This is a genomic window from Bradyrhizobium quebecense (assembly GCF_013373795.3).
Lineage (GTDB): Bacteria > Pseudomonadota > Alphaproteobacteria > Rhizobiales > Xanthobacteraceae > Bradyrhizobium > Bradyrhizobium quebecense.
In genome coordinates this window covers 2,434,053-2,456,371 of record NZ_CP088022.1, presented here as the reverse complement: position 1 = coordinate 2,456,371, position 22,319 = coordinate 2,434,053, and the positions used below count along the sequence as shown (strand labels likewise).

The window sequence follows — 22,319 nt, the reverse complement described above, 5'->3', positions numbered from 1 at the left end:
TACAGTGGCCCTATGAAACAGCCTGATTCTTTGAAATCCCCTGCCCGCCGCGCCGTCCTGAAGGCGGCGCTCGCGGCAGGCGTAACACTCGGCACTCCGCTCGACGCACTGGCGGCGTCCCCTCCGGGCTTCGACCAATGGCGCGACAATTTTCGTGCCCGCGCGTTGGCAAAAGGCATTTCGGAGGCGACCTGGAATCGCTGCATGGGTCGGGTCGAGCCCGACATGAGCGTGTTCAGGCAGATGCGCAACCAGCCTGAATTCCACGAGCAGATCTGGCAGTACATCAACCGCCGCGTCTCGGACTGGCGCGTCATCCACGGCCGCGAGGCGCTGAAGAAGAACGAGGCGCTGTTCGCCCGGATCGAGCGCGACTTCGGCGTCGAACGCGGCACGCTGCTCGCACTGTGGGGCGTTGAATCGGCCTATGGCGATCCGCTGGTGCAGCAGAACCATATGACGCCGGTGTTTCCCTCGCTCGCCGCGCTCGCCTGGAACGAGCCGCGCCGCAAGGCCTATTGGGAAACCGAGCTGATCAACGCGATGAAGATCGTGCAGCGCGGCTGGAGCACGCCGGAGGAGATGAACGGCTCTTGGGCCGGCGCGATGGGCCATTCGCAGTGGATGCCGGAAGTCTGGCTCAATGTCGGCTTCGACTATGACGGTGACGGCAAGGTCTCGCCGTTCGGCCGCCCCGACGACGCGCTCGGCTCGACCGCGAAATATCTCGTCAATCGGGGCAAGTGGCGTCGCGGCGAGCACTGGGGCTACGAGGTTCGCGCACCGGGCGGCGGCGCCGGCGGCAGCCGCACCTACGCGGCCTGGGCCGGCGCCGGCGTCGTCAGGGCCGACGGCCAGCCGTTTCCGCAGCCGAACGCGTCGGCGCAGCTCTGGATCCCGGTCGCGGGCGGCCCGGCCTTGCTGCTCGGCCCGAACTTCAATTCGGTGAAGAGCTACAATCCGTCGATGAACTACGCGCTGGCGATCTGCCATCTCGGCGACCGCTGTCTCGGCGGACCGCCCTTCATCCAGCCGTTCCCGGGGTCGGAGCGCGCGCTGACGCTCGCCGAGGTGCAGGAGATGCAGACGCGACTGACCAAGGCCGGCTTCGACACCGGCGGCACCGACGGCCGCGTCGGCAACGACACCATGCAGGCGATCAAGGATTTCCAGACCAAGACCGGCCTGTTGCCCGCCGACGGTTACGGCGGGCTCAAGGTGCTGGCGCGGCTAAGGCAAGGCGGGTAGTTCAAGCAACGACGGCATCGTCGGGACAAACGTCGCATGTGGGCACCGTCACCCTAGCCGGACCAAACTTTCTCGGCGTACTCCAATAGATGCTGATTTGCGGAGCCCACCTCGTCCCAAAGCGAATGCCGGACGGACGCAAGAAATGTCGAAAGTGCTGCCCGCTGAGGCGATGAAGCACCTGCCGAGAACTCAGACCACCAAGGTCCTCGCGGGACGTGACTTTTATTGTGGGGAATCATCGCCCCTAGCGCGAACTCGATAAATTCAGGCTCTCGAAATCCTCCCACGATTATCGAAGGCAAATAATACATGAAGGTCGTCGGTTCGAGATAACTTCTGCTGACGGCAGGCGACGCTCCCGTCATTCTCCAGTCCATGAGCGTCACGTCTGTCCACCGGCGACCCGATATTCTGTTCTCGAGCTCCTGTGGAATGTCGTAACCAAGTGAGACTTCTCCGCTCGCCCAAAAGAAACGATTGGGCAACGGCTCCACGGGGAAGGCCATCTCGATGGCACGCAGGAACTCCACGCCGTCGGTCATGGCCCCCTCCGAGTTGGATGGTCTACGCCGTCCGCACCACGCCGCCGGCATTCATGCCGCCGTCGATGACAAGCTCGGAGCCGGTGACGTAGCGCGATGCGTCCGAAGCGAGGTAGAGCACGCCCTGCGCGATCTCGATCGCCTGGCCGGCGCGGCCGAGCGGCGTGGCGAACCTTGCGCGCTCCTCCGGATCGATCGGCGCGTTCTGGCCGGCGCCCGTCGCGCCGGTCGGGATCTTGCCCCAGATCGGCGTGTCGATGATGCCGGGATGCACGGAGTTGACGCGGATGCCGTCGTTCACCTGCGCGCATTCCATCGCGATCGACTTGGCGAACAGCCGCACCGCGCCCTTGGTCGCGCTGTAGCCGGAGAGCGTCGCCGCACCGCGCAGGCCTGCCAGCGACGACATCATGATGATCGAGCCGCCGCCATGCCTGCGCATCAGCGGCAGGGAATGCTTCACCGACAGGAATACGCCATCGATATTGATGGCGGTCTGCCGGCGCCAGTCCGCGAGCGACATCTCGACAATCGAGGGCGCCCCGATGCCGATGCCGGCGTTGGAGACCATGATATCGAGGCGGCCATAGCGCTTGCCGATATCGGCGAGGACCTCGATCCAGCGCTCCTCGCTGGTGACATCCTGCGGCAGGAAGATCACCTCGCGACCAGCCTTCTTGAGCCGCGCGGCGAGCTCGGGTCCCCTCAACTCGTCGATGTCGGTCGCAACAACCGTCGCGCCTTCCTGCGCGAACAATTCGACGATCGCCTCGCCGATACCCGACGCGCCGCCGGTCACCAACGCGACCTTGCCTTCAACCTGTCCTGCCATGTCCACTCCCAACGTTTCTTATTTGATCACCGTCGGGCCCTGATCCGGTACCGCGACGTCGAGCACACGGAATTGCACACGTTCGGTGCCTTGCCAACGGTCGACTGCAAGAGAGCCCGCCACGTGCAATTGCTGGCCGCGATTTTGCGTCAAGGCGCTGCCGAGCTTCTGTCCGACCGAGCGGAATGCGATACCGTTGACGATGGAACCGTCGCCGGACTTGAAGCGCAGCCGCAGATGCGCCTGCCCGACCTCGTCGGCATAGACTAGCTGATGCGACGGCAGCGCGATCACCGGCTCGGGATTGGCGGCACCGAACGGACCTGCGCGATTGAGCGTCGCGGCGAATTCCGGCGTCACCGCGCGCGCAGTGACGGCGCCATCGATGAACAGCTCGTTCTCGTGACGCGAGTTGGCGACGTCGGCCGCCAGCGCGCTCTCCATGTAGGCGCGGAATTCGGCGAGCTTCTCCTTGCGCAGCGTGACGCCGGCTGCCATTGCGTGCCCGCCGCCTTTCATCAACAGGCCGTCATGCACCGCCTGCCGCACGGCCTTGCCGATATCGACGCCGCCGATCGAGCGGCCCGATCCGGTGCCGATGCCGCCCGGCTCGAGCGCGATCGCAAAGGCCGGCCGCGCGAACTTCTCCTTCAGACGCGCTGCGACCAGCCCGACCACGCCGGGATGCCAGCCTTCCGCCGCGGTGACGATCACCGCGCCCTTGTCCTCGAGCCCGAGCGAGGCCAGCGCTTCGGCTTCGGCCTGCGCCTCGGCCGCCTGCTCGATCACCCGCCGTTCGGCATTGAGGCGATCGAGCTCGGCCGCGATCCGCGCGGCCTCCGAGACATCGCCTTCGAGCAGCAGCCGCACGCCGAGATCGGCACGCCCGATGCGGCCTCCGGCATTGATGCGGGGGCCCAGCATGAAGCCGAGATGCCAGGCCTCCGGCGGGCCATTGAGCCGCGCCACATCCATCAGCGCGGTGTGGCCGACATGGTCGCGGCGGCGCATCGCGATCAGGCCCTTGGCGACAAAGGCCCGGTTCAGCCCGATCAGCGGCGCGACGTCGGCAACGGTGCCGAGCGCGACGTGATGCAGCACGCTGAGCAGGTCGGGCTCCGGCATCTCGCGGGTCCAGAAGCCGCGCTGGCGCAGCTCGCGGTTCACGGCGACCAATGTGACGAACACCAGGCCGACGGCCGCGAGATGGCCGAGCCCCGAGAGATCGTCGGGCCGGTTCGGATTCACCAGCGCGTCGACCTCGGGCAACTCATCGCCGGTCTGGTGATGATCGATCACCACGACCGACATGCCGAGCTGCTTGGCTTCCGCCAGCGGCTCGATGCTGGTGGTGCCGCAATCGACCGTGACGAGCAGCGTCGCACCCTTTGCCGCGAGGGCGCGGACGGCGTCGACGTTTGGCCCGTAGCCCTCGAAAATGCGGTCGGGAATGTGGATCAGCGGATCCAGCCCGCAATGGCGCAGATGCCAGGTCAGCAGCGCCGCCGAGGTCGCGCCGTCGACGTCGTAGTCGCCAAAGATCGCGACCTTCTCGCCGCGCGCAGCGGCATCCGCGATCCGCTTGGCAGCGGTCTCCATCTCCGTGACCGTGTGGGGATCAGGCATCAGCTTGCGAATGGTCGGGTCGAGGAAGTCGGCAACCTCGTCGATCGCGACGCCGCGCCCGGCCAGCACACGCGCCAGCATTTCCGGCAGATTGTGCCGCTGCACGATCGCGAGCGCCCGCGCCGCCCCGCGCGCGTCCAGCCGGTCGCGCCAGAGTTTTCCGGTCAGCGACCGCGCCACGCCGAGGAACGCCTGTGGCGCCTCGACGGGCAGTGCGGATGCGTGGAGCGTCATGATCCCTTCTGGAGCCAGAGCGTTTTCGAGCGAAGTGGGCAGCGGTTCGCGTGACGGCAACACGTCAAAACAAATCTAGGGCGTCGGCTCTGACCCAATCAGAACCGACGCTTCGGGCAGGAATCGTAGCGCTTCAATGAATAGCAGACCAGTTCTAGCAGCCCATCCGGGTGGCGATTTCCCCGAAATCCTTGGCCACAATGTCCCACGCGCCGGTGGCCTCGAAATCGACTTTCTGCAGCGGGCCGTATTCGGTCGGCCGCGCGACGAACGCCGTCTTCAGGCCGTGCTTTTGCGCGTGCTTGAGATCGTAATTATGCGCGGCAACCATCATCACCTGCTCCGGCGGCAGGCAGAGCAGCTTTGCCGCGCCGAGATAGGTTTCCGGGTCCGGCTTGTAGTGCTCGAACAGTTCCGCCGACATCACGAGGTCCCAGGGCAGGCCTGCGAACTTCGCCATGTTGGTCAGCAGCGCGACGTTGCCGTTCGACAGCGGCGAGATGATGTATTTGGTCTTCAGCCGGGTCAGGCCGGCGACGCTGTCGGGCCACCCGTGCAGGCGATGCCAGCCCAGCGTCAGGTGCTGCAGGTCGGCCTCGGTGAGACCCTTGATGTCGAATTGCGCGACCAGCTTCTCCAGCGAGCGGCGGTGCAGCACGTCGAGGATAACGTAGCCGTTCTGCGGATTCTTGCGCACCTCGTCCATCGAGGCCGCATAGACCGCGCGCCAGCCGTCGACCAGCGCAGTCCAGTCGGCCTTGATGCCGCGCGTCTCAGCCCATTTGGTGAAGTCGTTGATCAGGCTGGTGCGCCAGTCGACCACGGTCCCGAACACGTCGAACACCAGTGCCTTGACTCCGGAAAGATCGGACATGGGTGCCTCCCCTTTTTCTTGTTGTTGTTTATCCCGTCGTTCCGGGATGGTGCGAAGCACCACACCCGGAACCTCGAGATTCCGGGCTCGCGCTTCGCGCGCCCCGGAATGACGACCACTGTTGGGCTCGTTCTCAGTCCAGGTGGAACTTCTCCAACTGCCGGTGCTCGGCCTTGATGTAGCGCACGGTGCCGGTGACCGAGCGCATCACAACGGTCTCGGTCTCGATCACGTCCTTCTTGAACTTCACGCCTGAGAGCAGCGAGCCGGTGGTGACGCCGGTGGCGGCGAACAGGCAGTCGCCCCTCGCCAGATCCTCGATGCCGTAGATCATCTTCGGATCGGTGACGCCCATCTTGTGCGCGCGCTCGCGCTTCTCCTCGGTGTCGAGGATCAGGCGGCACTGCATCTGGCCGCCGATGCAGCGCAGCGCGACCGCTGCCAGCACGCCCTCGGGCGCGCCGCCGGTGCCGATATACATGTCGACGCCGGTCTCATCGGGCTTGGCGCAGTGGATGACGCCGGCGACGTCACCGTCGGTGATCAGCTGCACGGCAGCGCCGGTCGAGCGCACGCCGTTGATGATGTCGGCATGGCGCGGACGGTCGAGCACCAGCACGTTGATGGCGCTGGGATCGACGCCCTTGGCTTTGGCGAGCCGGCGGACGTTGTCGGCCGGCGGCGCGTCGAGCTCGATCACGTTCTTGGCGTAGCCCGGGCCGATCGCGATCTTCTGCATGTAGACGTCGGGTGCGTGCAGCAGCGTTCCGCCGTCGGCCATCGCCATGGTGGCGATCGAGCCCGGCATGTTCTTGGCGCACAGCGTGGTGCCTTCGAGCGGGTCGACGGCGATATCGACTTTCGGGCCGGCGTTGAGCCCAACCTTCTCGCCGATGAACAGCATCGGCGCCTCGTCGCGCTCGCCCTCGCCGATCACGATGGTGCCCTCGATCGGCAGCTTGTTGAGCTCGCGCCGCATCGCGTCGACCGCAGCCTTGTCTGCGGCCTTTTCCTGGCCGTGGCCGCGCAGCCGCGCGGCCGACACCGCCGCGCGCTCCGTCACGCGCACGATTTCGAGCGTCAGGATGCGCTCGAGCAGCATCTGCGGCGGAACGGAAATATGGGTCGACATCGGCGTACTCCTTAAAGCCTCGGGGACAGGCCAGCCTGCCCGCATCAATCGTCTCACGCCCGACCCGTTCAGGTCATGCGTTAGTTTTTCTCGATCCGGATCACCTGCGGCCGGCCGCTGATGACCTTATCGCGCTGCACTGCGGCCAGCGCACGATGCACCGCATCCTCGCTGGTCGCGTAGGTAATCAGAATGACCGGGACCGGTGAAGGTTTTTTGGCCGCACCGTTCACATCGACGCCATCCGGATGCCGTTGCACGATGGACTCCAGAGATATCTTCTGTTCCGCGAGCCGGGTGGCGATTGTTGCGGCAGTGCCTGCAAGATCGCGCGCCATCAGGCGGATATAGTAGCCACCCTCGTGACGTTCCATCGGCGCCTTGGTGGTGTCGCGCAACCGCTCCACCGGACGCCCGAACGGCTTGGCACGAATGCCGCGGGCGACGTCGGCGATGTCGGCGACCACGGCCGAGGCGGTCGCGCCGCCGCCGGCGCCGGGCCCGACCAGCGTGATCGGCGGAATCCCCTCGCCGTCGATCGCCACCGCGTTGGTGACGCCCATCACCTGCGCGATCGACGATGATTTCGGCACCATGGTCGGGTGCACGCGCTGCTCAATGCCCTTTGCCGTGCGCACGGCGACGCCGAGCAGCTTGACGCGGTAGCCGAGTTCCGCGGCGGCCTTGAGATCTTCCGGCGTGATCGAGGAAATGCCTTCGACATAGACCGCGCTTTCGGCGACCTTGGTTCCGAAGGCGAGGCTCGCCAGGATCGCAAGCTTCTGCGCGGTGTCGTGACCATCGACGTCGAATGACGGGTTGGCTTCCGCATAGCCGAGCCGCTGGGCGTCCTTCAGGCATTCCTCGAACGACAAACCCTCCTGCTCCATCCGGGTCAGGATGTAGTTGCAGGTGCCGTTGAGGATGCCGTAGACGCGGTTGATGCTGGTGCCGGCGAGGCCCTCGCGCAGCGTCTTGATGACCGGGATCGCCGCACCGACCGCCGCCTCGAAATTCAGCGCGCCGCCGTGCTTCTCGGCGGCAGCGGCAAGCCGCAGCCCGTGCTTGGCGATCAGCGCCTTGTTGGCTGTCACGACCGACTTGCCGGCCTTCAGCGCGGTCTCGATCGCGGAGAGAGCGGGATCGCCGGCGCCGCCCATCAACTCGACGAAGCAGTCGATATTGGGATCTTCGGCCAGTGCCTGCGGGCTCTTCGCCCAGGCGATGCCGCGCAGGTCGAGGCCGCGCTTCTTGACTTTCGAGCGCGCGGTGACGGCGACGACGCGGATGCCACGGCCGCTGCGCTCGGCCAGCGCCCGTCCTTGCGTTTCGATGAGGCGGACGACATCGGCACCGACGGTGCCGAGCCCCGCTATGCCCACGTTCAGGGGTGCGACCATGGATTTAAGGGACCTGGAGATTAAGCAACCTGGAAGGATTAGCGCCGGTTGGCGAGAGGAACGACGTTGTGCAACGTTTCGATGCCGCTTTCAAGGAAGCGGCGTACGCCGCGCGCGGCTTGCCGGATGCGCTGCTCGTTCTCCACCATCGCGATACGGACATAGCCTTCGCCATGCTCGCCGAACGCGACGCCCGGCGACACCACGACGCCGGATTTCTCCACCATCAGGGTCGCGAACTGCATGCTGCCGACCGCCTCGAACGCCTTGGGCAGCGGCGCCCAGGCGAACATCGAGGCCTGCGGCGGCGGAATGTCCCAGCCGGCGCGGCCAAATGACTCAACCAGCGCGTCGCGGCGCTTGCGGTAAGTGTCGCGCATCTCGCGGATGCAGTCGTCGGGGCCGTTCAGCGCGGCGGTGGCCGCCACCTGGACCGGCGTGAAGGCGCCGTAATCGAGATAGGATTTGACCCGCGCCAGTGCCGCGATGATGCGCTCATTGCCGACTGCGAAGCCCATGCGCCAGCCGGCCATCGAGAACGTCTTCGACATCGAGGTGAATTCGACGGTGACGTCGAGCGCACCGGGGACTTGCAGCACCGACGGCGGCGGATTGTTCTCGTCGAAATAGACTTCCGCGTAGGCCAGATCGGACAGGATGAAGATGTCGTGCTTCTTCGCGAACGCGACCAGATCCTTGTAGAAGTCGAGGTCCGCGACATAGGCGGTCGGGTTCGACGGATAGCAGACGATCAGCGCGATCGGCTTCGGAATCGAATGCTGGATCGCCCGTTCGACCGCCTCGAAGAACTGCGGCGTCGGCTCCGACGGCACCGAGCGAATCACGCCGCCCGCCATCAGGAAGCCGAACGCATGGATCGGGTAGCTCGGGTTCGGGCACAGCACGACATCGCCGGGCGCGGTGATCGCCTGCGCAACGTTGGCAAACCCCTCCTTCGAGCCGAGCGTCGCAACCACCTGGGTATCGGGGTTCAGCTTGACGCCGAAGCGGCGCCCATAATAGGCGGCCTGGGCCTTGCGCAGGCCGTTGATGCCACGGGAGGCCGAGTAGCGGTCGGTCCGCGGCTTGCCCAGCGTCTCCTTGAGCTTCTCGATGACGTGGGGCGGGGTCGGCAGATCCGGGTTCCCCATGCCCATGTCGATGATGTCGGCCCCGGCATTGCGCGCGGCCGCCTTGGCCTGGTTGACCTTTTCAAAGACGTAAGGCGGCAGACGGCGAATGCGGTAAAAATCTTCCATGGGACCCTTGCTCCGACAACCGCAATGCCAGAATCGTCCCCCTTGGTTGACTTGCGGAAGCCGGCTCGGCCTCTTACAGAAATCGCACTGAATCAATGATTTAGAGCGAATTCAGGCGCACGGTCTGGGGACAGCGGCCGGATCTGCGGTTGAATTGGGTTTCTTTTAGCACGGACGCCGGGCGGCGCCAGCGCTGATCGGCCAATCTCGCGCGCTCACTTCCCGCTTTGGGCTGCCGTCGCGGCCTGAGCCTGTGCCTGGCGATCACGCGCGGCAACCAGCTCCTGCTCGATCTTGGCCTGATCCGCCGGCTTGATCGTCGGATCGGCGCGATCGGGCGGAATATCGTGCACCGGGAGGTAGCCGTTGGCATCCTTTTGCCGCGCCGGCGCATCGGCCGGCATAGCCATATCGGCGATCGTGCTCGAGCACCCGCTCAGCGCCAGCATCGACGCGAGCAGCGCTGCGGCCGCGAGCCCCCTGTTCATTCGATCGATCGGCATGCGCCGAATTGTCCCCAACAAGCTAGCGCGCACGTCGCACATTGCCGACCCGGGTCGTACTGGTACGAGCCTTGCAGCGTCCCTGCTGCATTAATCCTGGCTTTAGCCGTTTCAAACCATTGTCGCCCGAAACGCGTAAAGCGTGAACAACAAATGCGACCCCTGAGGCTTCAATATGACGGAACAGAGATTTTTTATCGCACCGCAACAGAGCGAAACATCGGCTTTTGACTGATTCTCGTTGCCGCACCGCGCGATGACGCCCTCCAAACGACGCTATATGGTGCCTCAGATGAGCAACGTCAGTACCGACACCCAAGCCGCCCCGAAATTCAACGCCGAAGCCTTCGCCATGAACATCGCGCGAGCGATGGAGAGCAGCGGCCAAGCGCTGGCAGCCTATCTCAAGCCGCGCCAGACCGGGGAAGTCCGCGACAAGCCGCCGAACGAGCTCGGCGAGGTCATCAAGACCTTCAGCGTGATCGCCGAATACTGGCTGGCCGACAAGGAGCGCGCCTCCTCGCTGCAGATGCAGCTCGGCAAGGACTACCTCGATCTCTGGGGATCGGCCGTGCGCCGCATGGCCGGCGAAGCCGACGCCAAGCCGGCGATCGCGCCGGCCCCGCGCGACAAGCGCTTCCAGGATCCGGAGTGGAAGTCGAATCAGTTCTTCGACTTCATCCTCCAGCTTTATCTGCTGACCGCGAAGTGGGCGCAGCAGCTGGTCCACGACGCCGACGGAATCGATCCGCATACCCGCAAGAAGGCCGAATTCTACGTCCAGCAGATCACCAACGCGCTGGCGCCGTCGAATTTCGTGCTGACCAACCCGGAAGTGCTGCGCGCCACGGTCGAGACCAATGGCGACAATCTGGTCCGAGGCATGAAGATGCTGGCCGAGGATATCGAGGCCGGCCACGGCACGCTGCGGATCCGCCAGTCCGATTCGAGCAACCTCGAGGTCGGCGTCAACATGGCGACGACGCCAGGCAAGGTGATCTACCAGAACGAGCTGATGCAGCTGATCCAGTATTCGCCGGCGACGGAGAACGTGCTGCGCACGCCACTCCTGATCGTGCCGCCATGGATCAACAAGTTCTACATCCTCGATCTGCGCCCCGAGAAATCCTACGTCAAATGGTGCGTCGACCAGGGCATCACGGTGTTCGTGATCTCCTGGGTCAATCCGGACAAGGAGCTCGGCAAGAAGACCTGGGCCGATTATATGGCCGAAGGCCCGCTCACGGCGATGGACGTGATCGAGAAGGTCACCGGCGAGATGAAGGTGCACACTGCCGGCTATTGCGTCGGCGGCACCATGCTCGCCTCGACACTGGCCTACCTTGCCGAGAAGCGCCGCCAGCGCGTGACGTCGGCGACGTTCTTTGCCGCGCAGGTCGACTTCACCCACGCCGGCGACCTGCTGGTGTTCGTCGACGAGGACCAGATCTCGGCGCTGGAACGCGACATGCAGGAATCCGGCGTGCTCGAGGGCAGCAAGATGGCGATGGCCTTCAACATGCTGCGCTCGAACGACCTGATCTGGTCGTATGTCGTGAACAATTATCTGAAGGGCCAGCCGCCCTCCTCGTTCGACCTGCTGCACTGGAATTCGGACGCGACGAGGATGCCGTCGTCGAACCATTCCTACTATCTGCGCAACTGCTATCTGGAGAACCGGCTGTCGACCGGCACGATGGTGCTCGACAACACGCTGCTCGATCTGTCGAAGGTGAAGGTGCCGGTCTACAACCTCGCCGCACGCGAGGATCACATCGCGCCGGCGGAATCGGTGCTCTACGGTTCGCAGTTCTTCGGCGGCCCGGTGAGATACGTGCTGTCCGGCTCCGGCCACATCGCCGGCGTTGTCAATCCGCCCGCCTCGAAGAAGTACCAGTACTGGACCAACGACAACATCAAGGACATGAAGCTCGCCGACTGGCTGAAGGGCGCCGAGGAACACAAGGGATCGTGGTGGCCCGACTGGCGCGACTGGCTGGAAAGCCATGATCCGGAGACGGTGCCGGCGCGCATTGTGGGCTCGAACGGGGTGTCCGTGCTCGAGGACGCTCCGGGCAGCTATGTCCGCGTCCGCGCGTAGCGCCAAGTCTTCGCGTAGCGCCAGGTCTTCCGCTCAGCTATAAACAGATGGTCCCGACGGTCGGGAATCGAATTCACGTGAGGGGGAGACGATGACGCGCGAACTGTTCTGGCTGTCGCTGACGGTGATCCTGACCGGGCTGCTGTGGATTCCCTACATCATCAACCGCTGCCAGGTGCGCGGCCTCTCCGGCGCCATGGCCAACCCATCGCGCAACGACAAGCCGCACGCGGAATGGGCCAACCGGCTGATGTTCGCCCATGACAACGCGGTCGAAAATCTCGTGATCTTCGCGCCGCTGGTCTTGATCCTCAACGCGGCCGACTATTCCACCAAATGGACCGTGCTGGCCTGCGCCGTCTATTTCTGGGCCCGCGTCGCGCATCTGATCGTCTACACGCTCGGCCTGCCGGTGTTCCGCACGTTGGCCTTCACGGTCGGCTTCCTCGCGCAGGCGGTGCTGGCGCTCGCGATCTTCAAGGCTCTCTGAACCGCAAATTCCCGCCGGTCGCGGCACAGCCGCGCCGGCGGAAGCTAGGGTCGGAACTCATTTCTTTGAGATAGAAGGCAAACGACGGGACAGCACGGACTCGCAAACGATCTCACGGCCAAACGGGTACGCCGTCCAGTCCTGCGGTTTCTGGCAGGCCGCAGATCAGGTTCGCATTCTGCACGGCTTGGCCGGCCGCTCCCTTGCCGAGATTGTCGACCACGCCCATCGCGATCACCAAGTTGCGCTCTGGATCGGCCGCAAAACTAACGAACGCGAGGTTCGAGCCGGTAGCCCATTTGGTCTGCGGCGGCTTGTCGGTCACGCGGACGAACGCCCGCCCTGCGTAGAAGCGCCGGGCGGCGTCCAGGCACTGGCCCGTGGTGACGCGGCCACGGCAATAAATGGTGGCAAGTACGCCGCGGGTCATCGGCACCAAGTGCGGCGTGAACACGAGCCCGGCCGCGCTACCGCCACTCAGCCGTTCGATCGTCTTGGCTATCTCGGGCATGTGGACGTGCTTGAGCAGACCGTAGGGCAGCAAGTTCTCGTTGCTCTCGGCGTAGCCGAACTTGCTGTCGGCACCGCCCCGGCCGGCGCCGGAGATGCCGGTCTTGACGTCGATCACGATGTTGCCAGGCTCGATCAGCTTGTTGACCAATAGCGGCGCCAGCGCGTTCAGCGTCGCCGCGGGGAAGCAGCCGGGGTTGGCAACGCGGGTCTGCCCCTCGATCTCGGCCGGCCAGACGTCGGCCAAGCCGTACGCCCAACCCTCGACGTAGCGGTGGTCGCCGCCGATGTCGACGATCTTCACGTCCTTGGGGACGCGCGCCAGCGCCTCACCCGAGGCGCCCGTGGGCAGCGAGGCGAACAGCACGTCGAGCTTCGGCAGGGTCACAGGGTCCCACTTCTCGATCACCAGCTCGGAGAGCTTCGCCGGCACACCGGGGAAGCGGTCCACCAATCGGCTGCCGGCGCTGCCCTCGCCCGCGGCGTAGATGAGCTCGAAAGACGGGTGGCTCGCGACCAGGCGCATTGCCTCGCCGCCGCCAAAACCGCTGATCCCGACAATGCCGACGCGAATGCTCATGGTGGTGTCCTACTGCCGGAGTGAGCGAACAGGTTTAGTCTTGGCCCTTGCGCGCGACGACATGCAGCATCGTAGCGGGCGCTTCATCAAAGCTCTTGATCTCGCTGGTGTCGGACGACAGCTCCGTCCATCGCCCGGCGGACGCGTATGTCGCCTGCAGCCATTCCGGCGAGGGGTAGTTGTAGTAGCGGCCGATGCTGTCGCGGCCATCGCCATGGCCGATCTTGTAGCTCGCGTAGAAGATGCCGCCGGGTTTCAGCGCACGATGGATGCGGCCGAGGATGCCGGCCAATTCGTCGCGCGGCACATGCAGCAGGCACGCACTGGCCCAGACGCCGTCATAGGTGTCGAGATCCTCGAGTTCGTCGAACAGCATCGCCTCGACGGGATGGTTGATGCGCCGCGCGGCGACTTCAGCCATTTCCGGTGAACCGTCGGTCGCACGCAGCACGAAGCCTTCGGCGAGCATGACAGCGGCATGATTGCCGGCACCGCAGCCGAGCTCGAGAATCGCGCCGCCCGGAGGCAGCAGCTTGAGGAAGCCGATCAGCCGGGTGGACGGCGCTTTCGCCCACCCGGCATAGGCCTCGGCATTGCGCCGATAGAATTGCAGCGTGGCGTCATCCACGATGCGCACCTCGCCGTCAGCTGTCGGGAAGCCCGAGCATCAGCCGCATGTTCTGCACCGCGGCACCCGAGGCGCCCTTGCCCAGATTGTCGAGCCGGGCAACCAGCACCGCCTGATGGTGCTTGTCGCTGGCGAACACATAGAGCTCGAGCTGGTTGGTCTCGTTGAGTGCCTCCGGCTCGATCCGCCCGCCCTTGGCGGCCTCGTTCTGCAGCGGCATCGCCGAGACGTATTTGCTGCCGGCGTACCACTTCGCCAGTACGGCCTGCAGGTCAGCGCCGGTCGGCTTGCCCGGCAGCGTGTCGAGCTGCAGCGGCACCGAGACCAGCATGCCCTGCCGGTAGTTGCCGACCGACGGGATGAAGATCGGCCGCCGCGTCAGATGCGAGTAAAGCTGCATCTCCGGCAGGTGCTTGTGCTCGAAGCCGAGGCCATAGAGCTCGAAGGCCGGCGCGGAGCCGTCCTCGAAGCTTGCGATCATCGACTTGCCGCCGCCCGAATAGCCGCTCACCGCGTTGACGGTGACGGGATAATCCGCCGGCAGCAGGCCGGCATCGACGATCGGCCGCAGCAGCGCGATCGCACCGGTCGGATAGCAGCCCGGATTGGAGACCTTCTGCGCGTTGCTAATCTTGTCGGCCTGGTCGGGCGCGAGCTCCGCGAAACCGTAGGCCCAGTCGGGCGCGACGCGATAGGCGGTCGACGCATCGAGCACCTTCGGCGCCGAATTGCCCATCGTGTCGATCAGCGCAACCGTTTCCTTGGCGGCATCGTCAGGCAGGCAGAGGATCACGAGATCCACCTCCTCCATCAGCGCACGCTTGGCGCCTGCATCCTTCCGCTTGTCGTCGGCGATGTGCTTCACCGCGACGTCGCCGATCGCGTGCAGCCGCTCCTGGATGCCGAGGCCGGTGGTGCCGGACGCCCCGTCGACGAACACGGTGGCCTTGGTCGCACCGCTCTTGGTTTTCGGCTGATTGGTGTCCGTGACGGTCATGGCATGCTCCTTTCGAGCTCGTTCGTTTCGATAGCAAAGACATCCGGCCGCGCCTGCCGCATCAGATGCGCGATCTGTTGCGCGCCGGCATCCGCCTGCGCGGCAAGGTGACCTGCGACCGCCGCGTAGTCGGTCTCGGATTTGTGCTGGTTCAGCTTGAAGCTGCCCTCCACCTCTTCCACCGTCATCTCAAGGCCCACGATCGCCTTCTTCATGGCATCGAGCCGCGCGGCTGTCATCTTGCCTGACGTCCAGTTACTTGAAGTCCCGGGCTTCTTCGGCGACAGCCGATCCTCGAACTTGGCGCTCAGCGTGTCGATCTGAACGGCGAGTTCCTCGCCCGTCAGCGCCCGCACCGGCCCGGTCAGATGCACGGCCTGATAGAGCCAGGTCGGCACCTGATCGGGCGACACATACCAGTCCGGCGACACATAGGCATCCGCGCCGGTCACGGCCAGCAGCCAAGGGCCCCCGTGTGCCAGCTTTACCAGCGGATTGTGACGGGCAACATGAAGCAGCGCCCGCGGCGTGCCGTCGGCGGCGTAGCTCAAATAGAACGGCAGCGCGGAGGCGATCGGCTTGCCGCCGTCCCACGCGCAAGCGATGCCGAAACCGCGCGCTTCCGCAAAGCCGAGGCTCGCGGCGCGGTCAGGCTTGAAGGGCGGTGGCGTATACATGGTCGAAACTCCTGCGTGACGAAGGAGCCGCCAGATCGAACCGCGTGTCTTTTTTCAGGAGAGCGCCGCGGGAGGAGATCCGGCGGCAGAGGCGATGGTCTTAAACGCGAGCGACCGCCCATACCGCGAGAATGCGGCGGCGGCGGGCGATGATGATGGTCGCGGCGTTAATCATGGGCGCGGCTATAAGGCCGCGCCCGTTTTGCGTCAAGGAAAACCGTTCAGATCGCCGGATTCCACGGCGCCGGCACGACGCGGTAGCCGTTGCCGTCCTTGACCACGTTGCCGAGGCCCGGGAACGGATAGTGATAACCCTGCACCTGGAGCCGCTCTGCAACCACCATGTCGTAGATGCGGCGGCGGGTCTTCTCCGCGACGTCGCCGTCCTGGTCGAAGAACGCATGCCAGCCGGGATTGGCCGCGAACAGGTTGGGATTGTTGGTGACGTCGGACTGGATGAAGACCTTGTCCGCCCCCGAAGCCAGCACGTAGGAAGTGTGGCCCGGCGTGTGGCCGACGGTCTCGACCGAGGTCAGCCCCGGCGCGATCTCCTTGCCCCACTCGTAGGGCGTGACCTTCTTCTTCAGGCCGGCCTCGAAGATATTGCGGTTGTTCTTGAACAGGCCCTGCATGCGGCCGGCCGGCGCCCGGCTCATCTCGCCGTCGTCCATCCAGAACTTCCATTCGGTCGCCGGCACCAGCACTTCGGCATTCGGGAACGCCGGCGTGCCTTCGGCCGTCAGCAGGCCGTTCACGTGGTCGGTATGGAAGTGCGAGATCACGACCATGTCGACATTCTTCGGGTCGAAGCCGGCCGCGACGAAATTGTCGGCGAACTGGCCACTGGCGCCCTTTGTGCTGGCTTTCGCCAGCGCGCCATTGCCGGTGTCGATCACGACCAGCTTGCCGCCGGTGTTGAGCACGAGCGGCGCGTACCAGATCGACACCAAGTCGCGCGGCATGAAGGCCTTCTCCAGGGCCGCGTTGACATCGTCCCGCTTCGCGTTCGGGATGAAGGAATCTTCCAGCTTGAAGACATTCTTGCCGTCGGACACCGCGGTGACCAGGATGTCGCCGACCTTGTAGCGATAGAAGCCCGGCGCCTGCTTGTCGGCGGCGGGCGCGGCGGCTACCGCGGGAACAGCAGGCAACAACGGTGCGGCGGCGATGCCGGCAGCGCCTGCGAGAGCGTGACGTCGTGTCAAGTCCATCTGATGTCCTCCCAATGAAACGTTGATGCGCCCGGCGGAGCCACGTCTGCCGCGGTGAGTTTTGCTCAGCGTTTTGACAGTCGTGCGAAGACGGTTGTGCAAGCAATTGTTCTTCCGCCTAACCCCTGCATCGCGGCGATATTCCTGAAGTCGTTACACCGCCCGCCACATCCACTCGACGACCTGGCCGATAACGTCGCCGAACAGCAGCAGCGCTGCCGACCAGACCAGGGCGGAGACGAAATTGGCGATCTGGAATTGCCAGTACGACATCTCGAAAATGCCGGCGGCAAGCGGCACCGAGGCCCGCAGCGGGCCGAAGAAGCGGCCGATGAAGATGCTGGGCACGCCCCAGGATTTCACGAAGGCCTCGCCGCGCGGCAGAATCTCTGGATAGCGCGACAGCGGCCACATCTGGGCGACGTGCTCCTTGTAGCGATAGCCGAACCAGTAGGAGACCCAGTCGCCGAGTGCGGCCCCGATGCCGCCCGCGATCCAGATCGGCCAGAAACTGATCCCGCTGACGCCGATCAGGGCGCCGATCGCGACCAGCGCACCCCAGGCGGGCACCAGCAACGAGATGAAGGCGAGCGATTCAGCGAACGCCAGCAGCATGACGATCGGAGCGGCCCAAGCCTGGTGATGGCGGACGAATTCGGCCAGGGCCCGCGCAAAGTCTTCCATCTCGTCGAGTGCCCTCCGCTGCGTTGAAAACTGAATGAACCTTTGTAGCGGCACACAGCCTAAGAACAGGTAAGCCAGCCCATTGCGTGACATCAAGTCACAAAGGCGGGGATCAAACGTGATTTCCGGTAAGGCCCCTGCGGTCCGGGCTGGCTGGCACCTCCCTCATAAGAAAAAGGAATCACTGGATGATCGGGTCACTGATGATGTGCGTCGGCGTTCTCGTCTTGTTGTTCGGAATGCTCGCGGGCATCGTTATGGGTATCCAGCACGACTTCACGTTGGGGCCGGCGCATGCCCATCTCAATCTCGTCGGCGGCGTGCTGCTGTTCCTGTTCGGCCTGTACTACCGGCTGGTGCCGGCGGCAGGAACCATGTTGCTCGCCAGGATCCAGGGCTGGCTGCATATCGTCGGCGGCATCCTGTTTCCGGCCGGCGTGGCCGCGGTGTTGCTGAAGGGTCCCGCGTTCGAGGCGGCGCCGATCGTGGGATCGCTGATGGTGGTCGCCGCCATGGCCCTGTTCACGGTCGTTGTATTCCGCACCTCGCGGGCGTAATCGCAGGCTCCTATCTACACAGGCGGCCGGGCCCTAACGGTGCGGCCGCCCCCATTTGGCAGCCCATCCGTGGCATAGTCAGAGCAACCGATTCGCTGCGCCCAGACCGCCGCGCCACTTGAAGAACCATGTCCAAACCACTGAAATCGAACGCCAAAAGTAAATCTGCCGACGATCTGTTCGGCGTTCCGGAGCCGAAGGGTCGCGCCCCGGCGAAGGCTGCTTCCCGGCCCACAGGAAGCGCCGAAGCCGGCTATACGGCGGCTGATATCGAGGTGCTGGAAGGGCTGGAACCGGTCCGCCGGCGGCCCGGCATGTATATCGGCGGCACCGACGAAAAGGCGCTGCACCACCTGTTCGCCGAGGTGATCGACAACTGCATGGACGAGGCCCTCGCCGGCCACGCCACCTTCATCGACGTGGAGTTGACCACCGACGGCTTCCTGACCGTGACCGACAATGGCCGCGGCATTCCGGTCGATCCGCATCCGAAATTCCCGAAGAAGTCGGCGCTCGAAGTCATCATGTGCACGCTGCATTCGGGCGGCAAGTTCGACTCCAAGGTCTACGAGACCTCGGGCGGTCTGCACGGTGTCGGCGTCTCCGTGGTCAATGCCCTCTCCTCACGGCTCGAGGTCGAGGTCGCGCGCAGCGGGCAGCTGCACCGCATGACCTTCGAGCGCGGCCATCCCAAGGGCAAACTCGAAGACCTCGGCAAGATCAACAACCGCCGCGGCACGCGCATCCGCTTCAAACCGGACACCGATATTTTCGGCGCCAAGGCGGCCTTCAAGCCGCAGCGTCTGTTCAAGATGACGCGCTCGAAGGCGTATCTGTTCGGCGGCGTCGAAATCCGCTGGCGCTGCGACCAGGAGCTGCTGAAAGGCGTTGAAGACGTCCCGGCGGAAGCCAAGTTTCACTTCCCTGGCGGCCTGAAGGACTATCTGGCGGCGGCGATCCATGCCGACACGCTGGTGCATCAGGATATCTTCTCCGGCAAGTCCGGCCGCAGCGGCGCGCATGGCGCCTGCGAATGGGCGGTGGCCTGGACGGCCGATGCCGACGGCTTCCTGTCGTCCTACACCAACACGGTGCCGACGCCCGATGGCGGCACGCATGAATCCGGCCTGCGCAGCGCGCTGCTGCGCGGCCTGAAGGACCACGCCGAGCGCGCCGGTCAGGGCAAGCGCGCGGCCTCCATCACTTCGGAAGATGTGATGGTGGGCGCGGCCGTGATGCTCTCGGTGTTCGTGCGCGAGCCTGAATTCCAGGGCCAAACCAAGGACCGCCTCGCCACCGCCGAAGCGCAGCGCATCGTCGAACAGGCGATGAAGGACCCGTTCGACCACTGGCTGTCAGGCAATCCGAACCAGGCCAACCGGCTGCTCGACTTCGTGATCGATCGCGCCGAGGAACGGCTGCGCCGCCGCCAGGAAAAGGAAACCGCGCGCAAGACCGCCGGCAAGAAGCTGCGTCTTCCCGGCAAGCTTGCGGATTGCTCCGATGCCGGCACCGAAGGCTCCGAACTCTTCATCGTCGAAGGCGACTCGGCCGGCGGCAGCGCCAAGCAGGCACGCGATCGCAAGACGCAGGCCGTGCTGCCGCTGCGTGGCAAGATCCTCAACGTCGCCTCTGCCGGCAAGGACAAGCTGACCGCCAACGCGCAGCTCTCCGATCTCGTGCAGGCGATCGGCAGCGGCACGCTCGCGCACTACCGCGAAGAGGACTTGCGCTATCAGCGCATCATCATCATGACCGACGCTGACGTCGACGGCGCGCACATCGCATCGCTCCTGATCACCTTCTTCTACCGGCAGATGCCGCGGCTGATCGACGAGGGGCACCTCTATCTGGCGGTGCCGCCGCTCTACAAATTGAAGCACGGCACCAAGTCGGTTTACGCCCGCGACGACGCCCACAAGGAAGAGTTGCTCAAGAGCGAATTCAACGCCAATGCCAAGGTCGAGGTGAATCGCTTCAAGGGCCTCGGCGAGATGATGCCGGCGCAGCTGAAGGAGACCACGATGGATCCGGCCAAGCGCACGCTGCTTCGCGTGGTGCTGCTTGCCGACGATCGCGAGGGCACTGCCGACTCGGTCGAGCGGCTGATGGGCACCAAGGCGGAAGCCCGCTTCGCCTTCATCTCCGACAAGGCCGAATTCGCGAGCGACGATCTGCTCGACGTTTAGGGTCCAACCAACTGATTTGAAATGGTTTTCCGGTCGCCCTCAGATTGGGGCGGCGTTTTCATTCGCCCTTTCGGAGAGTGCCTGCGGTTTCGTTTTCGGGCGGTTGTGTCTCACCCGCAACAGCATTTCCGGCGGAACCACGTATAGTCCAGACATGAGTTTCGGGAATCGGTGCGATCGCGCTCCCGTCAGCGACCCGATCGAACGCTAAAGTCGAGGATTTGGATATGAAGAAGATTTTGCTCGCTCTGACCGCGGTTGCTGCGATGACGGGTACCGCGTCGGCTGCTGACTTGGCCGCCCGCCCCTACACCAAGGCTCCGGCCCCGATCGCAGTGGCGCCGAGCTGGACCGGCTTCTACATCTTCGGCGGCGGCGGCGGCGGCGTCTGGGACGCTGACACCGGCGTTCAGTCGACCGTCACGGGCGCACCGATCCTCGGCTTCAACCAGCGCCAGGGTGGCGACGGCTGGTACGGCACCGTCGGTGCCGGCTATGACTGGCAGACCGCCAACAGCTGGGTGATCGGCGTGTTCGCCGACGGCCAGTTCGGCAGCCTGAAGGGCACGATCCAGGATCAGGGCCTCGGAATCGCCGGCAACATCAAGAACGACTACAGCTGGGCCGCCGGTGCGCGCCTCGGTTATCTGGTCGCTCCGAACGTTCTGTCCTACGTCAACGCCGGCTATTCCAACTCGCACTGGAAGGGCACCACGCTGTTCAACACCGCCACTGCTCTCCCGGTGGGTGGACACACCGACGGCTTCGATCGCAGCGGCTGGTTCGTCGGCGGCGGTGTCGAGAACAACCTGAACATCTTCGGCATCACCGCGCCGGGCTGGTTCATGAAGACCGAGTACCGTGCTGCCTACTACGACAGCAAGAACATCTCGGAACTCGCCGACGTCACCAACATCTCGAACGGCCGCGACATCACCTTCAAGCCGCTCGTCCAGACCATCAGCACCTCGCTGGTCTACCGCTTCAACTGGACCGGTCCGGTCGTCGCCAAGTACTGAGCTGAGTACTGATCCCTGCTGACATAGCAGACGAAAAGCCCCGGCATTGTCCGGGGCTTTTTTGTTGCCTGAACACCTTCAAGAACAATCTCGCGCGAACGCCTCGCGGTGCAGGGCCGACCGGCCGCGCCCGATCTGGTCAGCGCCGTGGCGATCGGGCACTCTCGCGACCGGATTCAAACCACAGCGGACAACAACAATGAAAAACGGACAGTTTGATCTCTCTGGCCGGGTCGCGATCGTCACCGGCGGCAATGGCGGCATCGGGCTCGGGATGGCGCGCGGCCTGGCGGATGCCGGCGCGGCGGTTGCCGTGGTCGGCCGCAACGAGGCGAAATCGAAAGCCGCCGTCGAGGATCTCGGCAAGCGCGGCGTCAAGGCGATCGCGGTGGCAACCGACGTCACCGACAAGGCCGCGGTCACCGCGATGGTCGAGCGGGTCACCGGCGAGCTCGGCCGGATCGACATCCTCGTCAACAACGCCGGCATGAGCATCCGCAAGCCGCCGCACGAGCTCGAGCTCGACGAGTGGAGCAAGGTGATCGACACCAACCTCACCAGCGCCTTCCTGTGCTCGAAGGCGGCCTATCCGTCGCTCAAGGCCTCGGGCCACGGCAAGATCATCAATATCGGCTCGATGATGTCGATCTTCGGCGCGAGCTTCGCTGCGGCCTATGCTGCAAGCAAGGGCGGCATCGTGCAGTACACCCGCGCCTGCGCCAACGCCTGGGCCCCCGACAACATCCAGGTCAACGCCATCCTTCCCGGCTGGATCGACACCGATCTGACGAAGGGCGCGCGCGAGCAGGTCGCCGGGCTGCATGAACGCGTGCTCGCACGCACGCCGGCGGCCCGCTGGGGAGCCATCGACGACTTCGCGGGCATCGCCGTGTTCCTGGCCTCGCCGGCGTCGGACTTCATCACCGGCACCGCGATCCCCGTCGACGGCGGCTATTCGGTGATGGCCTGAAAACACAGGATCCATGAAACACAGGAGCCCCGGCATTTGCCGGGGCTCCTGCA

21 protein-coding genes are annotated in these 22,319 nt (G+C 64.9%); 7 read left to right on the top strand and 14 right to left on the bottom strand.

Annotated elements, in window-relative coordinates; translation table 11 throughout:
- The first annotated feature begins 12 nt into the window (after nucleotides 1-12).
- Nucleotides 13-1,248 carry a lytic murein transglycosylase gene (locus HU230_RS11490; protein ID WP_176531581.1) on the top strand — a complete coding sequence of 412 codons (1,236 nt, stop codon included), beginning with the start codon at nucleotides 13-15 and terminating at the stop codon, nucleotides 1,246-1,248.
- Between the two features lie 53 nt (nucleotides 1,249-1,301).
- On the opposite strand, the gene HU230_RS11485 is transcribed toward HU230_RS11490, so the two are convergent.
- The 8 genes from HU230_RS11485 to HU230_RS11450 form a co-directional block, all read right to left on the bottom strand.
- Nucleotides 1,302-1,793, bottom strand: coding sequence for a DUF6714 family protein (locus HU230_RS11485; RefSeq protein WP_176531582.1), 492 nt, complete (start codon nucleotides 1,791-1,793; stop codon nucleotides 1,302-1,304).
- A 22-nt stretch (nucleotides 1,794-1,815) separates the two neighbouring features.
- Nucleotides 1,816-2,625 (bottom strand): SDR family NAD(P)-dependent oxidoreductase, encoded by an 810-nt coding sequence (locus HU230_RS11480; protein ID WP_176531583.1) that lies wholly within the window; start codon nucleotides 2,623-2,625, stop codon nucleotides 1,816-1,818.
- A gap of 18 nt (nucleotides 2,626-2,643) precedes the next feature.
- Nucleotides 2,644-4,485: a single-stranded-DNA-specific exonuclease RecJ gene (recJ, locus tag HU230_RS11475; protein WP_176531584.1), complete on the bottom strand. Its 1,842-nt coding sequence runs from the start codon at nucleotides 4,483-4,485 to the stop codon at nucleotides 2,644-2,646.
- 154 nt (nucleotides 4,486-4,639) lie between these two features.
- Nucleotides 4,640-5,359, bottom strand: a complete 720-nt coding sequence (locus tag HU230_RS11470) for a haloacid dehalogenase type II (RefSeq protein WP_176531585.1) — start codon at nucleotides 5,357-5,359, stop codon at nucleotides 4,640-4,642.
- 133 nt (nucleotides 5,360-5,492) lie between these two features.
- Nucleotides 5,493-6,491 carry a class II fructose-bisphosphatase gene (gene glpX, locus HU230_RS11465; protein WP_092113864.1) on the bottom strand — a complete coding sequence of 333 codons (999 nt, stop codon included), beginning with the start codon at nucleotides 6,489-6,491 and terminating at the stop codon, nucleotides 5,493-5,495.
- 80 nt (nucleotides 6,492-6,571) lie between these two features.
- Nucleotides 6,572-7,891: a homoserine dehydrogenase gene (locus HU230_RS11460; RefSeq protein WP_176531586.1), complete on the bottom strand. Its 1,320-nt coding sequence runs from the start codon at nucleotides 7,889-7,891 to the stop codon at nucleotides 6,572-6,574.
- Between the two features lie 38 nt (nucleotides 7,892-7,929).
- Nucleotides 7,930-9,150 carry an LL-diaminopimelate aminotransferase gene (locus HU230_RS11455; RefSeq protein WP_092113857.1) on the bottom strand — a complete coding sequence of 407 codons (1,221 nt, stop codon included), beginning with the start codon at nucleotides 9,148-9,150 and terminating at the stop codon, nucleotides 7,930-7,932.
- A 215-nt stretch (nucleotides 9,151-9,365) separates the two neighbouring features.
- A complete protein-coding gene (locus HU230_RS11450; protein ID WP_176535054.1) occupies nucleotides 9,366-9,653 on the bottom strand; it encodes a hypothetical protein in 288 nt (95 codons plus the stop codon).
- A 292-nt stretch (nucleotides 9,654-9,945) separates the two neighbouring features.
- On the opposite strand from HU230_RS11450, the gene HU230_RS11445 reads away from it, so the two are divergent.
- Both HU230_RS11445 and HU230_RS11440 read left to right on the top strand, forming a co-directional pair.
- Nucleotides 9,946-11,754, top strand: a complete 1,809-nt coding sequence (locus tag HU230_RS11445; protein WP_176531587.1) for a PHA/PHB synthase family protein — start codon at nucleotides 9,946-9,948, stop codon at nucleotides 11,752-11,754.
- A gap of 91 nt (nucleotides 11,755-11,845) precedes the next feature.
- On the top strand, nucleotides 11,846-12,244 hold the full coding sequence (locus HU230_RS11440) for an MAPEG family protein (RefSeq protein ID WP_176531588.1): 399 nt from the start codon (nucleotides 11,846-11,848) through the stop codon (nucleotides 12,242-12,244).
- A gap of 112 nt (nucleotides 12,245-12,356) precedes the next feature.
- Here the strand turns inward: HU230_RS11440 and argC (HU230_RS11435) are convergent, their stop codons facing one another.
- From argC (HU230_RS11435) to HU230_RS11410, 6 genes are all read right to left on the bottom strand, one after another.
- Entirely contained in the window at nucleotides 12,357-13,334 is a 978-nt protein-coding gene (gene argC, locus HU230_RS11435; protein WP_176531589.1) for an N-acetyl-gamma-glutamyl-phosphate reductase, read from the bottom strand.
- Between the two features lie 34 nt (nucleotides 13,335-13,368).
- Nucleotides 13,369-13,962, bottom strand: a complete 594-nt coding sequence (locus HU230_RS11430; RefSeq protein ID WP_176531590.1) for a class I SAM-dependent methyltransferase — start codon at nucleotides 13,960-13,962, stop codon at nucleotides 13,369-13,371.
- Between the two features lie 16 nt (nucleotides 13,963-13,978).
- Entirely contained in the window at nucleotides 13,979-14,959 is a 981-nt protein-coding gene (argC, locus tag HU230_RS11425; protein ID WP_176531591.1) for an N-acetyl-gamma-glutamyl-phosphate reductase, read from the bottom strand.
- Complete coding sequence (locus HU230_RS11420; RefSeq protein WP_176531592.1) at nucleotides 14,956-15,636, bottom strand: FMN-binding negative transcriptional regulator; 681 nt, start codon at nucleotides 15,634-15,636, stop codon at nucleotides 14,956-14,958. Before HU230_RS11420 ends, argC (HU230_RS11425) begins: the two co-directional genes overlap by 4 nt.
- A 221-nt stretch (nucleotides 15,637-15,857) precedes the next feature.
- Entirely contained in the window at nucleotides 15,858-16,847 is a 990-nt protein-coding gene (locus HU230_RS11415; RefSeq protein ID WP_176531593.1) for an MBL fold metallo-hydrolase, read from the bottom strand.
- Between the two features lie 153 nt (nucleotides 16,848-17,000).
- Nucleotides 17,001-17,531, bottom strand: coding sequence for a DedA family protein (locus HU230_RS11410; RefSeq protein WP_176531594.1), 531 nt, complete (start codon nucleotides 17,529-17,531; stop codon nucleotides 17,001-17,003).
- 188 nt (nucleotides 17,532-17,719) lie between these two features.
- Here HU230_RS11410 and HU230_RS11405 point away from each other — a divergent pair, with 188 nt between their 5' ends.
- The 4 genes from HU230_RS11405 (at nucleotide 17,720) to HU230_RS11390 (ending at nucleotide 22,266) form a co-directional block, all read left to right on the top strand.
- Entirely contained in the window at nucleotides 17,720-18,088 is a 369-nt protein-coding gene (locus HU230_RS11405) for a hypothetical protein (protein ID WP_176531595.1), read from the top strand.
- A gap of 128 nt (nucleotides 18,089-18,216) precedes the next feature.
- Entirely contained in the window at nucleotides 18,217-20,277 is a 2,061-nt protein-coding gene (gene parE, locus HU230_RS11400) for a DNA topoisomerase IV subunit B (protein ID WP_176531596.1), read from the top strand.
- Nucleotides 20,278-20,504: 227 nt separating this feature from the next.
- Nucleotides 20,505-21,296, top strand: a complete 792-nt coding sequence (locus tag HU230_RS11395) for an outer membrane protein (RefSeq protein WP_176531597.1) — start codon at nucleotides 20,505-20,507, stop codon at nucleotides 21,294-21,296.
- 199 nt (nucleotides 21,297-21,495) lie between these two features.
- Nucleotides 21,496-22,266, top strand: coding sequence for a glucose 1-dehydrogenase (locus HU230_RS11390; RefSeq protein WP_176531598.1), 771 nt, complete (start codon nucleotides 21,496-21,498; stop codon nucleotides 22,264-22,266).
- Nucleotides 22,267-22,319 lie beyond the last annotated feature (53 nt).

Bases quoted from the DNA above. Each gene is read 5' to 3' on its own strand.
- HU230_RS11490 (WP_176531581.1), top strand. From the start codon at position 13: ATGAAACAGCCTGATTCTTTGAAATCCCCTGCCCGCCGCGCCGTCCTG.
- HU230_RS11410 (WP_176531594.1), bottom strand. From the start codon at position 17,531: ATGGAAGACTTTGCGCGGGCCCTGGCCGAATTCGTCCGCCATCACCAG.
- HU230_RS11395 (WP_176531597.1), top strand. From the start codon at position 20,505: ATGAAGAAGATTTTGCTCGCTCTGACCGCGGTTGCTGCGATGACGGGT.
- HU230_RS11420 (WP_176531592.1), bottom strand. From the start codon at position 15,636: ATGTATACGCCACCGCCCTTCAAGCCTGACCGCGCCGCGAGCCTCGGC.
- parE (WP_176531596.1), top strand. From the start codon at position 18,217: ATGTCCAAACCACTGAAATCGAACGCCAAAAGTAAATCTGCCGACGAT.
- recJ (WP_176531584.1), bottom strand. From the start codon at position 4,485: ATGACGCTCCACGCATCCGCACTGCCCGTCGAGGCGCCACAGGCGTTC.
- HU230_RS11470 (WP_176531585.1), bottom strand. From the start codon at position 5,359: ATGTCCGATCTTTCCGGAGTCAAGGCACTGGTGTTCGACGTGTTCGGG.
- HU230_RS11480 (WP_176531583.1), bottom strand. From the start codon at position 2,625: ATGGCAGGACAGGTTGAAGGCAAGGTCGCGTTGGTGACCGGCGGCGCG.
- argC (WP_176531591.1), bottom strand. From the start codon at position 14,959: ATGACCGTCACGGACACCAATCAGCCGAAAACCAAGAGCGGTGCGACC.
- HU230_RS11485 (WP_176531582.1), bottom strand. From the start codon at position 1,793: ATGACCGACGGCGTGGAGTTCCTGCGTGCCATCGAGATGGCCTTCCCC.
- HU230_RS11415 (WP_176531593.1), bottom strand. From the start codon at position 16,847: ATGGACTTGACACGACGTCACGCTCTCGCAGGCGCTGCCGGCATCGCC.
- HU230_RS11440 (WP_176531588.1), top strand. From the start codon at position 11,846: ATGACGCGCGAACTGTTCTGGCTGTCGCTGACGGTGATCCTGACCGGG.
- HU230_RS11445 (WP_176531587.1), top strand. From the start codon at position 9,946: ATGAGCAACGTCAGTACCGACACCCAAGCCGCCCCGAAATTCAACGCC.
- HU230_RS11450 (WP_176535054.1), bottom strand. From the start codon at position 9,653: ATGCCGATCGATCGAATGAACAGGGGGCTCGCGGCCGCAGCGCTGCTC.
- argC (WP_176531589.1), bottom strand. From the start codon at position 13,334: ATGAGCATTCGCGTCGGCATTGTCGGGATCAGCGGTTTTGGCGGCGGC.
- HU230_RS11455 (WP_092113857.1), bottom strand. From the start codon at position 9,150: ATGGAAGATTTTTACCGCATTCGCCGTCTGCCGCCTTACGTCTTTGAA.
- HU230_RS11390 (WP_176531598.1), top strand. From the start codon at position 21,496: ATGAAAAACGGACAGTTTGATCTCTCTGGCCGGGTCGCGATCGTCACC.
- glpX (WP_092113864.1), bottom strand. From the start codon at position 6,491: ATGTCGACCCATATTTCCGTTCCGCCGCAGATGCTGCTCGAGCGCATC.
- HU230_RS11460 (WP_176531586.1), bottom strand. From the start codon at position 7,891: ATGGTCGCACCCCTGAACGTGGGCATAGCGGGGCTCGGCACCGTCGGT.
- HU230_RS11405 (WP_176531595.1), top strand. From the start codon at position 17,720: ATGATCGGGTCACTGATGATGTGCGTCGGCGTTCTCGTCTTGTTGTTC.